Annotated in this window: 13 protein-coding genes; 3 read left to right on the top strand and 10 right to left on the bottom strand. The window is 66.6% G+C overall.

Annotated elements, in window-relative coordinates; translation table 11 throughout:
* Positions 1–16 precede the first annotated feature (16 nt).
* The 5 genes from C491_RS03625 to trpC all read right to left on the bottom strand — a co-directional run bounded on the left by C491_RS03625 (position 17) and on the right by trpC (position 4,537).
* Positions 17–610 carry an HdeD family acid-resistance protein gene (locus tag C491_RS03625; protein ID WP_005553856.1) on the bottom strand — a complete coding sequence of 198 codons (594 nt, stop codon included), beginning with the start codon at positions 608–610 and terminating at the stop codon, positions 17–19.
* 132 nt (positions 611–742) lie between these two features.
* Positions 743–1,537, bottom strand: coding sequence for a 2-amino-3,7-dideoxy-D-threo-hept-6-ulosonate synthase (locus C491_RS03630; RefSeq protein WP_005553857.1), 795 nt, complete (start codon positions 1,535–1,537; stop codon positions 743–745).
* A 24-nt stretch (positions 1,538–1,561) separates the two neighbouring features.
* Positions 1,562–2,500: a tryptophan synthase subunit alpha gene (gene trpA, locus C491_RS03635; protein ID WP_005553858.1), complete on the bottom strand. Its 939-nt coding sequence runs from the start codon at positions 2,498–2,500 to the stop codon at positions 1,562–1,564.
* Positions 2,497–3,756, bottom strand: a complete 1,260-nt coding sequence (gene trpB / locus C491_RS03640; protein WP_005553859.1) for a tryptophan synthase subunit beta — start codon at positions 3,754–3,756, stop codon at positions 2,497–2,499. The genes trpA and trpB overlap by 4 nt, the downstream gene beginning before the upstream one ends.
* Positions 3,749–4,537, bottom strand: coding sequence for an indole-3-glycerol phosphate synthase (gene trpC / locus C491_RS03645; protein ID WP_005553860.1), 789 nt, complete (start codon positions 4,535–4,537; stop codon positions 3,749–3,751). Before trpC ends, trpB begins: the two co-directional genes overlap by 8 nt.
* Positions 4,538–4,633: 96 nt before the next feature.
* Here trpC and C491_RS03650 point away from each other — a divergent pair, with 96 nt between their 5' ends.
* Positions 4,634–5,104 carry an MGMT family protein gene (locus C491_RS03650; protein WP_005553861.1) on the top strand — a complete coding sequence of 157 codons (471 nt, stop codon included), beginning with the start codon at positions 4,634–4,636 and terminating at the stop codon, positions 5,102–5,104.
* Between the two features lie 354 nt (positions 5,105–5,458).
* Here the strand turns inward: C491_RS03650 and C491_RS03655 are convergent, their stop codons facing one another.
* Genes C491_RS03655 through lonB form a run of 3 tightly spaced genes read right to left on the bottom strand, consistent with a single transcriptional unit; the run spans position 5,459 to position 9,035 of the window.
* Entirely contained in the window at positions 5,459–5,803 is a 345-nt protein-coding gene (locus C491_RS03655) for a hypothetical protein (RefSeq protein WP_005553862.1), read from the bottom strand.
* Between the two features lie 25 nt (positions 5,804–5,828).
* Positions 5,829–6,791 (bottom strand): CPBP family intramembrane glutamic endopeptidase, encoded by a 963-nt coding sequence (locus C491_RS03660; protein ID WP_005553863.1) that lies wholly within the window; start codon positions 6,789–6,791, stop codon positions 5,829–5,831.
* Positions 6,792–9,035: an ATP-dependent protease LonB gene (lonB, locus tag C491_RS03665; protein ID WP_005553864.1), complete on the bottom strand. Its 2,244-nt coding sequence runs from the start codon at positions 9,033–9,035 to the stop codon at positions 6,792–6,794.
* 222 nt (positions 9,036–9,257) lie between these two features.
* Here lonB and C491_RS03670 point away from each other — a divergent pair, with 222 nt between their 5' ends.
* Both C491_RS03670 and C491_RS03675 read left to right on the top strand, forming a co-directional pair.
* Positions 9,258–9,773 (top strand): nicotinamide-nucleotide adenylyltransferase, encoded by a 516-nt coding sequence (locus tag C491_RS03670; protein ID WP_005553865.1) that lies wholly within the window; start codon positions 9,258–9,260, stop codon positions 9,771–9,773.
* Positions 9,774–9,852: 79 nt separating this feature from the next.
* Positions 9,853–10,659, top strand: a complete 807-nt coding sequence (locus tag C491_RS03675; protein WP_005553866.1) for an SAM hydrolase/SAM-dependent halogenase family protein — start codon at positions 9,853–9,855, stop codon at positions 10,657–10,659.
* A 33-nt stretch (positions 10,660–10,692) separates the two neighbouring features.
* Here the strand turns inward: C491_RS03675 and C491_RS03680 are convergent, their stop codons facing one another.
* Entirely contained in the window at positions 10,693–11,040 is a 348-nt protein-coding gene (locus tag C491_RS03680) for a HalOD1 output domain-containing protein (RefSeq protein ID WP_005553868.1), read from the bottom strand.
* A gap of 80 nt (positions 11,041–11,120) precedes the next feature.
* Positions 11,121–12,665, bottom strand: a complete 1,545-nt coding sequence (gene thsA, locus C491_RS03685) for a thermosome subunit alpha (RefSeq protein WP_005553869.1) — start codon at positions 12,663–12,665, stop codon at positions 11,121–11,123.
* Positions 12,666–12,786 lie beyond the last annotated feature (121 nt).

Raw genomic sequence — 12,786 nt, forward strand, 5'->3', positions numbered from 1 at the left:
AAGCGGAGGCGGCGTCTCAGGCGCCGCGGGGTTCGGTCGCGGGAGGCGCCACATCGTCCTCGAGCCGGCGTCCGCCGTAGGCGACGGCGGCCATCGAGAGCCCCGTCGTGAGGAGACTGACCCCGACGAGCAGCCCGATCGCCCAGGCTGCGGTGGCGGGGAAACCGGCCCACAGAAGCCCCGCGAGAACGAGCGAGAGGACGCCGCTGGCGGCGATCCAGGCCCGTCCCGGTTCGCCCGCCATCCGAAGACTTACGCCCAGTTCAGCGATACCGTCGACGAGCAGGTACGCGACGACCAGCATCGTGAGACTGAGCAGGCCCAGGATCGGATTGACGAGCAGCAGCAACCCAGCACCGATCGACACCACTGCGAGTGCGAGCTGCCACAGCGATCCCCGCCAGCCGCGCGCGGTGAACGCGTGTCCGGCGTGGACGATTCCGCCGACGACCAGCAGGGCGCCGACGATGACCGTGATCGCGAGTCCCGTCGCGAACGGCAGGAGTATCGCGAGCAGGCCGAGCAGCGCGACGACACCGCCCGCGATCGCGAGCGTCCGCCAGCCCTTCTGTAACGAGTAGGTTCCGGGTTCGGTAGTTGGTGTGCTCATGGAACTTTCCGACCGAACGGACGCGTCGCACGGAGATAGCGGTTATCTGCGCGCTGACAGTAACTCCGAAAAAGGGACCGGTCCGTACGTGAGAGGGTCGAACACGAACGAAACGGACGAGTGCGTTACCGATCAGACCTCGAGTGCCAGTCCGGACCTGGTCAGCGCCTCGTCGACGGAGAGGTCGTCGTGGACGATCCCGCCGACGGCCGTCGCGATCGCCTCGGGGTCCTCGTGCTGGAAGATCGAACGCCCCATCGAGATGCCGGCGCCGCCGGCGTCGGTTGCTCCCCGGACCATCTCGAGGGTCTCGCGGTCGGTTCCGCGCGAGCCCCCGGCGATGACGACGGGCAGCCGGGTCGATTCGATAACGTGCTGAAAGCTGTCGGCGTCGCCGCTGTAGCCCGTCTTCACGAGGTCGGCGCCGACCTCCTCGGCGAGGCGGACGGCGTGGCCGAGCGACTCGGGGTCTTCGGAGTCGACGCCCGGGCCGCGGGCGTAGGCCATCGCGAGGACGGGGATGCCGAACCGGTCGGCCTCGGCGGTGATCTCCGCGAGCTGGCTGGTCTGGTCGGGCTCGTAGTTCGAGCCGACGTTGATGTGGAAGGAGACGGCGTCCGCGCCGACCCGGATCGCCTCCTCGACGGTGCCGGTCAGCCGTTTGTCCTGCTCGTCGGGGCCGATCGTCGTCGACCCGTTGAGGTGGACGATGTACCCTTTGCCGTTCTTGTTGTCGTGGACCCGCGGGGCGATCCCCTTCTGAGTGAGGACGGCGTCGGCGCCGCCGCGCGTCACCCCGTCGATGGTCGATTCGATATCCTTCAGTCCCTGGACGGCGCCCATCGTGATGCCGTGATCCATCGGGACGATTACGTACGATCCGTCTGTACCGATCCGCTCGAGTCGTGCCTCGGTGCCTGTAGTCATTGCGAGTGTCTAGCAATCAGGTGGTTATGGCTGTTCTGGTTCCGGTACATCTACCCCGCCGCCCCGGAGGGCGCCGCGTTTGAGCTCCGCGGCTTTGGCTTCGAGGGCGTCGGCCGCGGGGGCGTTGCCCTCGCCGTGTTCGGCGATCAGGTCGACCAGGGCGCTGCCGACGATGACGCCGTCGGCGCCGGCCTCGATTATCTCTGCGGCGTGGTCGCCCTCGCTGACGCCGAAGCCGACCGCCTTCGGAACATCATACTGCTCGAGGCGGGTCAGGCTGTCGTGGGTCGCGTTCGAGACGTCCGCCCGCGCACCCGTCGTGCCCAGGCGGGCCTGGACATAGGCGAAGCCCGACACCTGTGACATGATCCGATCGAGTCGCTCGCCCTCGGTCGTCGGCGCGACGATGAAGACCAGATCGAGCCCGTGGTCGTCACAGGCCGCTCGCAGCGGATCGGCCTCCTCGGCGGGCAGGTCGGGGACGATGATTCCGGAGAGCCCGACCTCGGCGGCGCGCTCGACGAACGGGCGGACGTCCGGCTTGTCTCGCGGTTCCACCGTCTGCTCGCGGGTTGACGTCCCGCTCGCATGGTCCGAGGGACTCTTCGAGTCCCTCGCTACTCGACTATCCGAGGCGCGTTGCGCCTCGCTCGGACCGTACTGGAGGAGCATATTGTAGTACGTCATCACCAGCAGCGGCGCCTCGGTCTCGAGGTCGTCGACCAGCTCGAAGAAGCCCTCGGGGGTCGTTCCCGCGTCGAGCGCGCGGTTGATCGCCGCCTGGATCGTCGGCCCCTCGGCGATCGGCTCCGAGAACGGCAGGCCGAGTTCGATCAGATCCGCGCCGCCCCGGTCCAAGGCCTCGACGTACTCTTTGGTGTCCTCGAGCGAGGGATCGCCCGCGGTGATGTACGTGATCAGGGCGGGGTGGTCCTCGCGGATGGCCGCCTCAATTTCACTCACTGGTCGAACACCTCCACGTCCGGCGCGGCCTCGAGATCGCGCTTCTCGGTCTCCTCGAGCACCGTCTCGAGGTCCTTGTCGCCCCGTCCGGAGACGTTGACGACGACGAGGTCGCCGAGTTCCTCGTAGTTTTCTTCTAAGTACCCCAGTGCGTGGCTCGTCTCCAGTGCGGGGATGATCCCCTCGAGGTTCGACAGGCGGTGGAACCCGTTGAGCGCCGCGTCGTCGTCGACGCTGACGGGTGTCACCCGATCGGTGTCGACCAGATACGACAGCTCGGGACCGACTCCGGCGTAGTCGAGCCCCGCGCTGACGCTGTGAGACTCCATGATCTGCCCGTCGCCGCTCTGGAGGAGCTTGGTCATCGCCCCGTGAAGCACACCGTCGGTGCCCGTCGACAGCGTCGCCGAGTTCGGTGCCAGCGCGTTCGCCTCGTCGATCTCGAGGCTCGAGCCGCCGGCCTCGACCGCGTATAGCTTCACTCCCTCGTCCGGCACGAACTCGTGGAACGTTCCCATCGTGTTCGAGCCGCCGCCGGCACACGCGAGGACGCTGTCGGGGAGTCGCCCCGCCTTCTCTCGAACCTGTTCGCGGGCCTCCCGGCCGATTACCGACTGGAAGTCGCGAACGAGCTTCGGGAACGGGTGCGGACCGACGATCGAGCCGATCACGTAGTGGGTCCGCTCGACGGTCGTCGCCCAGTCGCGCATCGTCTCGTTGATCGCCTCCTTCAGGGTACCGGAGCCGGCGGTGACCGGGTTGACTTCCGCGCCGTTCATCCGCATCCGGTAGACGTTGGGTCGCTGGCGGTTGATGTCGGTCCGGCCCATGTAGATCTCACAGGGCATGTCGAGGTGGGCTGCGGCCATCGCCGTCGCGGTGCCGTGCTGGCCTGCCCCGGTCTCGGCGACGATCCGCTCCTTGCCCATGTACTTCGCCAGCAACACCTGCCCCAGCGCGTTGTTGAGCTTGTGGGCCCCGCCGTGGACGAGATCCTCGCGCTTGAGGTAGATCTCGCGGTCGTACCGATCGCTGAGCCGGTCCGCGCGCTGCAGGGGAGTCGGCCGTCCGCCGAAGTCCCGCATCCGCTCGCGGAACTCGTCGATAAAGCCGTCCTCGTTCTCGAGGACGTAGCGCTCGTAGGCGTCCTCGAGCTCCTGGACGGCGGGCATCAGCGCCTCGGGGACGTACTGGCCGCCGTACTCGCCGAACGTTGCCTCGCTGTCTCGGTCGCGGTTTCGCTCCGGTTTACTCATTGGGTGTTTCCTGTGTCGCGTCTGTGAGCCGTCGCGTGTTCTCGGTCACGTCGCCCGCGCCGTCGTGGTCCATGATCGCGCTGCCGACCAGCAGGGCGTCGGCGCCCGCCTCGCGCATCCGTCGGACGTCCTCGGGGTTCGAGACGCCGCTCTCGGCGATCAGCGTCACGTCGTCCGGAACGTGGGGACTGAGGGATTCAAACGTTCCGAGATCGACCTCGAGTTTCGCCAGATCCCGGTTGTTCACGCCGACGATCTCGGCGCCCGCCTCGAGGGCGTCCTCGAGCTCTCCGCGGTCGTGGACCTCCACGAGGGGCTGAAAGCCCCGGTCGCGGGCGGCCTCGACCAGCCCCTCGAGGTCCTCTACGAACCGCGCGATGAGCAGGAGCAGATCGGCCTCGACGACGTCCATCCCGCGCTCCTCGAGCACGAAGTCCTTCCGCAGGACCGGGACGTCGACGGCCGCCCGCACTCGCTCGAGGGCCTCGGCCGACCCCCCGAAGTGGTCGGGTTCGGTCAGCACCGAGATCGCCGCCGCGCCGCCGTCGACCATCGCCTCGGCCAGTTCGACGGGATCGTCCCCTCGGGTTCCGTCGGCGGTCGGACTCGTCGGTTTCACTTCGGCGATGATTGGGACCCGGCCGTCGGCCGCCGCTCGAGCCAGCGCGTCGGGCAGCGACCGCGCGTCGACCGAGAGCCGGTCTCGATCGGCGTTCGATCGCTCCCCGGCGGACTCGAGGATCGACCGTACTTCGGGTGCGAGCTCCGTCGGAGAGTTCATTATTGTACATCGACGTACTGTTATGTACATAAGGCTTGCGTCCGCGGCGCCCGAACGACCGGCGAATATTCAAGTCCGTCGCTCGTATCGCCGCGCATGGAGGATGTCACCGACGCCGGGATCTACGCGCGGGAGTCGTCGTACCTCGATCGATACGTGCAGGTCGGCGTCGCGGGTGGACGGGTGCTGCGGGTCACGTTCCCCGAGACGCCCGAGGACGACGCCGAGGACGACCACCCCGTCCTCGAGCGGATCTTCGAGTACCTCGACGGACTCGAGGAGGTCGCGTTCGACGACGTCCAGGTCGCACTGACGATGCCGACCGACCAGCGAGCGGTGCTGGAAGGCGTTCGAGAGATTCCCTACGGCGATCAGGTCGATGTCCGCACGCTGACGCGGATGACTCCGGAACTCGACCACGAGGAAAACGACGATCTCAACCTGGTTCGGACGGCCCTCGACAACAACCCCGCGCCGATTCTGATCCCGGACCACCGGGTCCGCGACGGCCCCAGCGCCGCGCCCCCGCCGGTCGAACAGAAGCTGCGCTCGCTCGAGGGATTGTAGCAGGAGTTGGCACTACGTATTCTTATCAGATGTGCTGGAACTGAACAGGCGTTACGTAGAGGGTGCGTATGGAACACTGCCGAGAGTGCCGAGCAGCCGTGAGCGAAGCGAACGGTTCACCGCCGGAGCGGGGTGAAATCCAGCGACGGCGGCCTTTTTGTATCATCAGAACCGCCTCATGGTTCTGATTAGCAGTCAGAACGCGTTGCGTTCTGACGACATCAACGGGTTTTAGCGGGGGTTGAGGCTGGCATCGTAGACGCCAGCCGATGCCCCCGCTAAAAGAGGTTGCTGTCTGTGACGAGATTCTCACAAGATGTCTCGTGAAAATTCGCACTCCCAGGACGCCGGTTTCTAGCTGTTCCAGGCCGCGTAGATGTAGAGCCCGATGCCGGCGTAGACCAGCAGCGTACTCGCCAGGTCGATGACTACCAGTCCGCTCACCAGGTGGGCGAACTGGAGGATTCCGCCCGCGATCAGACAGACCGCCGCACCCGTGACGACCGAGGTCGGCTCGTCGGCCTCCCGGTAGAGGATCGCGCCGATCCCGACCGCGATCACCCCGAAGGCGAACTCCGTCACGAGCATCGCCATCGCGTCCTCGGCCAGCGTCGCGTACGCGAACAGGGCGAAGTAAAACAGGATTCCGTAGACGATCAGCCGCCGCATCGACGCCGAAAGTTCGATCGTATCGCTCATACGCGACTCGAGCGTCCCGTCCCCCTTAGCTTTCGAGGGTTCGAGCCCACTCGAGGTCGATCCCTTCGTGGACGACGAACTCGAAGGCGTTGATCAGGTAGTGGGCGACGACGACGACGAGGAAGCTCTCGGTCACGATAAAGACCGCCGCCAGCACGAACCCGAGCGCCCCGGTGACGACGACGCCGACGTCGCCCTGCATCCCGTGGCCCAGCGCGAACGCGATCGAAGAGACCACCGCGAGCAGCCACGGCGAAATCCCGAAGCCGACCGAGAGCGCGCCGATCAGCGCCGCCCGGAACAGCAGCTCCTCGAAGACGGCGATCAGCGGGAGGACGCCGCCAAGCAGCACCGCCCACCCTCGAGCCGAGTCGGGCGCCAGCAGCTCCCGGAGCTGTTCGTCGTGGTCAAACCCCAGTCTGGTCGCGAGCGCGGCGCCGAGTTCGTTGGCGACGTAGAGGACGACTCCCACTGCGGTGCCGACGACCAGCCCGGTCTCGAGGTACCCCCTGGAAAATTCGATCCCCAGCGCGTCGGCCGGGACGCCCGTGTAGATGATCGCCCCCAGCAGAATCAGCGCGAACAGCCCCTGCGAGGCCGCGACGTTCGCGAGCATCATCCCCGTCGTCAGCGAGTCGGGGTCGACGCCGTCCCGGCGATCTCGAGGGGACGGCTCGGCCGTCTCCGACTCGATATCACGGTCGGTCTCGGCTGTCGCGGACACGTCGGCGGAAGCTTCCGACGACGGGCTCGAGCGGGAAGCGTCCATCTCGGCCTCGGCCCCGACTGGCGTTTCGTGGAACTCCTCCTGATCGTCTTCGAGCGGCGACGCTTCGGCGTCGAGGGTGTGATCGGCACCGTCCGGAGCGTCGTCGGAACGCCCCTCGAGATCGATCTCGTCGAACGCCGACTGCGTGAGGTGTGAAAGAACCAGCAACACGAGGAGGACGACGCCGGTGATCGCCGCGAACGCCGTCCACTGAGTCATCTACTGCAGACTCGGGTTCGAACCGCTGGCCGAACCGACGGCCTGCTGGTCGAACGCCGATCCGGTGATCGACTTGAGCCGATCGACCAGCGAGTCCTTCTTCGGTTCGCCCATCAGGGCGACGTCGAGCACTTCGCTGATGTTCGAGCAGGGGATGATTTCGATCATCTCGTCGTACTCGTCTTCGATCATCACGTCCTGTTCGTTGGCCTTCGGGATGATGACCTTCGTACAGCCGGCCTTGGCGGCCGCCTCGATCTTGTGGGTCACCCCGCCGACCGGGAGGACGTCGCCGCGAACCGACAGCGAGCCGGTCATGGCGACCGACTGGTCGATCGGGATATCCTCGAGGGCGCTGATGACGGCCGTCGCGACCGTGATCGACGCCGAATCGCCGTCGACACCCTGCTGGCCGGCCTGGACGAACTGGATGTGAACGTCCTTCTCCGAGAGGTTGACGTCGGAGAACTTCTTGATGATCGCCGAGACGTTCTGGACCGACTCCTCGGCCATCTCCTTGAGCTGCCCCGTGGCGATGACCTGGCCCTGGCCCTGGGCGGGCGCGATTTCGGCCATCACTGGCAGCATGATACCCGAGTCCTCGCCCATGACGGCGAGGCCGTTGACCCGACCTTCCATCCCGTCGTGGGTAACCTGCAGCTCGTAGTCCTTGCGCCGTTCGATATAGTCGTCAGCGAGTTGCTGTTCGATCGAGCGCGAGCGGCCCTTGGCCTCGAGGACGTCCTCGCGGGTCGTGAACTCGGCGTCCTCGGCACGGGCGATGTCGCCGGCGACCCGAACCAGCCCGCCGAGGCTCCGGAACTCGAGGGTGAGGTGCTCTTTCCGACCTGCCCGGCGTTTGGCCTCGAGGATGACCTCCTCGACGGCCTCGCGGGTGAAGTGGGGGAGACGCCCGTCGCGATCGACCTCCTGGGCGATGAAGCGGGCGTACTTGCGGCGCATCTCGGCGGTGTCCTCGATCGTGTCGTCCATGTACACCTCGTACCCGTAGCCCTTGATCCGCGAGCGCAGGGCGGGGTGCATGTTCTCCATCGCGTCGAGGTTCCCCGCGGCGATCATGATGAAGTCACAGGGGACGGGCTCGGTCTGGACCATCGCACCCGAGGAGCGCTCGGACTGGCCCGTGATGGCGAACTCGCCCTCCTGGATCGCGGTCATCAGCTTCTGCTGGGTGCGGACGTCGAGCGTGTTGATCTCGTCGACGAACAGCACGCCCTTGTTGGCCTTGTGGATGCCGCCGGGTTCGACCCGGTCGTGGCTCGGCGTCTCCATACCACCCGACTGGAACGGGTCGTGGCGGACGTCGCCCAGCAGGGCGCCGGCGTGGGCGCCGGTGGCGTCCTCGAAGGGCGCCTGGCGCTGGTCGCCGTTGTCGACGATCATGTTCGGCACCATCGCGTCCGTGCCCCGCGAGGTGTAGCGGAAGATAAACCAGATGATACCCGCTGCGAGGATACCGAGCAGGATCTGTCCGGAGAGGATCGCGTACCCGACGACGATCGCGATGATGATCCACATCAGGATCGAACGCATCTGGTTGCGCTTGCGGGCTTCCTCCTTGTGGGCGTCGATGATCTGTTCGCCCTTTCCGGCCGGAACCGTCCTGACCTTCGGCTCGTTGCCGTCGTCGGGGTTGTGGTAGACGAGGACGTCCTGGAGGTCCTCCTGGGGCAGTAGCTGGCTCATCGCCTTGGCCAGCATCGACTTCCCGGTTCCGGGCGAACCGATCATCATCACGTGTCGGCGCTGCTTGGCCGCCTTGATGATGATGTCTCGAGCCTCGTCCTGTCCGATCACCTGGTCGACGAGTCGATCGGGAACCTCGATATCGTCCGTCGAATCGATCTTGAGTCCGCCGAGAAGGTCGTCCTCGGCGTTCTCCTCGTCGAACTCGACCCCGGGATCGACCTCGACGGTGCTTCCGAGATCCTCGACAGTTTCGATACCCTCGTCGGCGTCGGGTTCCTCGTCGGCGTCGGGTTCCTCGTCGGCGTCGGGCTCCTCCTCGAGCCCGTCGGACGGACGCTGCTCGGACTCGTCGGGCTCCGACTCGCGGCCGGTTTCCTCGATCGGCCTCCTGTCGGACTCGTCGGGCCGGTCGCCGGAGTCCGCTCCCGGCGACCGATCCCCCTGGCGATCCGACGACTGCTCCCGCTGGCTCTCGCGGGGAGCATCGTCAGGTGCGCCTTCGGGGGAGTCATCAACGTTCGTATCGTTACTCATAGAACTCTGTTCAGTACCTGATCCGAAGGGATTGCGACTGATATACTTTCTCCATGCGGAACGCAGCGCCCATGGCCGTAATCGCGGATTACAGCCCCCGGCGGCGGTGATCTGGGCGTCACTGTTTGAGCTCGATCGCCGGCTAGCCGTAAATACCGACTCGATCCGGCGCCCGCGAGGGAACCCGCCACGCTTAAGCGCAGCCCCGAAACAGTACCCGGCATGAGGGGGTTCTACATCGGCCGTTTCCAGCCGTTTCACAACGGCCACCGCAACATGGTCGAGCAGATCGCCGACGACGTCGACGAACTCGTGTTGGGGATCGGAAGCGCCGACGACTCACACTCGGTGCGGAATCCGTTCACCGCCGGCGAACGGATCATGATGATCACCAAGTCGCTCGTCGACATGGACGTCGTCACCTACGCCGTCCCGATCGAGGACCTGGAACGAAACTCGGTGTGGGTGAGCCACGTCCAGAGCATGAGCCCGGACTTCGACGTCGCCTACTCCAACAACCCGCTAGTCGTCCAGCTGTTTCGCGAGGCCAACTTCGAGGTGCGCCAGTCGCCGATGTTCAACCGCGAGGTCCTCGAGGGAACCGAGGTCCGCGAGCGGATGATCAACGGCGGCGACTGGGAGTCGCTGGTCCCCGAGGCCGTCGCCGAGGTCGTCGACGAGATCGGCGGGATCGAACGGATCCAGATGGTAAGCGGCTCCGATACGAACGGCGACTGATCCCCGGAACCGCTCGGCCGCGGGACAGCTGTGCCCTCGAGCCGCGTTCGTTTTTATCGATCGCGCCGTATCCGCGGCCATGATCACGCTCACGTCGGACTTCGGGACGCCGTACCCCGCGGCGATGAAGGGAGTCCTGCTCGGACGAACCGATGCGAGGCTGGTCGACATCGGGCACGACTTCCCGCGCCAGGACGTTCGTACCGCGGCGTTCTGGCTCCGGGAGACGCTGCCGTACTTCCCGCCGGCCACGCACCTCGTCGTCGTCGATCCCGGCGTCGGCACCGACCGCGACGCGATCGCCATCCGAGCAGGGGAGCACGCACTCGTGGGACCCGACAACGGCGTCTTGCTTCCCGCCGCTCGGCGACTCGCCGGCGACGCCGCCCTCGAAAGTTACGTCGTCGACGAGGACGCGCTCGAGCCGGTCGTCCCCGCGGGCGAGTCACCTTCGGATCCCGACGAGGGCCCGAGAAGCAACACCTTCCACGGCCGGGATATCTTCGCCCCGACCGCTGCGACGGTCCACGACAGCGACGGTCCCGACACCGTGGCGTTTCTGACGCCAGGAGACGGTCCGGTCGACCTCGAACTGCCCGCGGCAACCCTCGTGGATGGCCGCGCCGTCGGCGAAGTACTCGTCGTCGACGACTTCGGGAACGTGATTACGAACGTTCCCGGGGAGTTCCTCGAGGGCCGCGAGTGGGTCGTCGCGAACGACGAACAGGTTCCGGTCGGCGACACGTTCGAGGCCGTTCCCGCGGGCGACCGACTCGCGACCGTCGGGAGCCACGGCTACGTCGAACTCGACGTCAATCGGGGGCGAGGCGAGACGGCGTTCGAGCTCGCCGTCGGCGATCGGGTTGTCCTCGAGTTCGTCGATTGAGAACGGACCAGGGGTCCGTCGACCGAGCAGGAATCAGCGGTCGGCCGACGGATCGATGACGAGTTCGCCCGAGGCGTGGCAAACGACCGCGCAGCCGGCGAACCGAAACGAGGTCGTTCCGTCCTCGATGCGGTGTCGACCCCAGTGAGCGAACAACGTATCGAGAGCGTCGGGATCGACCCGCGTCGACAGCGCCTCGAGTTCCTCGGGATCGGTCTCGAGCACCGACGCGACGGTCAACACGAGGACCGTGCTCACGGCCTCGGGGTCGCTGTCGGTCCACCACATGTGGTAGGTCTCGCGGTCCTCGTCGCGGTAGACGGTTCGACCTGCGACGTCGTCGACCGGAGTCAGCCCGTCGGACGGCGGAGAGAGGGACATTCTACAGGACGGTTTGTGTATTATTACTTAACTTTATTGTTAAAAATACAAGTAGTTTCGAAGGAGAGACGACCGGACGACTACTCGGCGGCGATGACGTCGTCGATGCGGACGATCATCGTCGCGGCCTCGGTCGCGCTCTGGATAGCCTCACGCTTGACGTCCGCGGGGTCGACGACGCCGTACTCGAATGGGTCGTCGATGGTGACGGTCTCGCCGTCGGTGATGAGGCCGGCGCGCTCGCCGCCCTCGTGGGCCGCCCGCAGATCGACGAGGGTGTCGATCGGGTCCTGGCCGGTGTTGGTCGCCAGCGTCCGCGGAACGACGTCGAGCGCGTCCGCGAAGGAGGTAACCGCGAGCTGTTTGCGGCCCTCGATGCCGGCGGCCGCCGAGCGGATCTTGTCCGCGACGGCGATCTCGGTCGCGCCGGCGCCGGGAACGACCTCGCCCGAGTCGAGCGCCGTCGAGACGACGTCGAGGGCGTCGCCGATGGCGCGCTCGAGCTCGTCGACGACGTGTTCGGTGCCGCCACGGACGAAGACGGTGACGGCCTCGGCGGCCGCGCCGCCCTCGACGAACGCGAGGTCGTCGTCGCCGTAGTTCTGGCTGCGGACCCGGTCGGCCGCGCCGAAGTCGCTCTCCTCGAGATCCTCGAGGGCGCCGACGCGGTTCGCGCCGGTCGCGGAGACGATCTGGCGGGCGTCGGAGCTGCCGACGTTGTCGAAGACGAGCACGCCCTCCTTCGCGAGGAACGAGCTGATGCGCTCGTCGACGTCGTCGGTCGTGAAGACGACGTCCGCGCCGCTCTCGGCGAGGGTCTCGGCGTAGCCGCGAACCTCGCTCTCCTCGGCGTCGATCGCCTGGTTGAGCTGGTCGATCGAGTCGATGGCGTACTCGGCGTCGATGTCGCCGGTACGGACGCCGAGCTCGACGTCGAGGACGGCGATCGAGGCGTCCTCGACCTCCTTCGGCATGGCGTCGTGGGCGGCCTCCTCGTCGATGACGATACCGGGGACGAGCTCCGTCGCGTTCGAGGAGGCGCCGATCTGCGTGTGGACGGTGACGTTGTCCCGGTGGACACCCTCGTCGTCCTCGACGTGGCGGATGGCCTCGACGACCGTCTCGGCCAGCGACTCGGCGGTCAGGCCGCCGGTGCCCTTGCCCGTCATGCTGGATTCGGCGACCTGTTTGAGCACGTCGTCGTCGACGGCGTCCTGGCTGACCTGCTCGGCGATCGCCTCGAGGGCGATCTCGGCGGCCTCGTGGTAGCCCTCGACGATCGTCGTCGCGTGGACGTCCTGCTCGATGAGGTCCTCGGCCTCGGCGAGCAGGTTACCGGCGATCACGGCCGCGGTCGTCGTCCCGTCGCCGACCTCCTCCTCCTGGGAGTCGGCGACCTCGACGAGCATCTGGGCCGCGGGGTGTTCGATGTCCATCTCGTTGAGGATGGTTGCGCCGTCGTTCGTGATGACGACCTCGCCGCCCGAGTCGACGAGCATCTTGTCCATCCCGCGGGGGCCGAGTGTCGTCCGTACTGCCTCGGCGACGGCCTTGCCGGCCATGATGTTCGACGACTGGGCGTCTCGCCCCTGGGTTCGCTGGCTGTCCTCGCTCAGAATGAACATAGGCTGTCCGCCCATGCGTCGCTGTTGTGCCATTGTGGATCCTCAGTAACCATGTCGTCAGCACTTCTATATAACTGTTTCGCTAGCCGTCGGCGCTCCGTCTGGCGATTTCCCTGTCACA

It is taken from the genome of Natronococcus amylolyticus DSM 10524, assembly GCF_000337675.1.
Taxonomy (GTDB): Archaea; Halobacteriota; Halobacteria; order Halobacteriales; family Natrialbaceae; genus Natronococcus; species Natronococcus amylolyticus.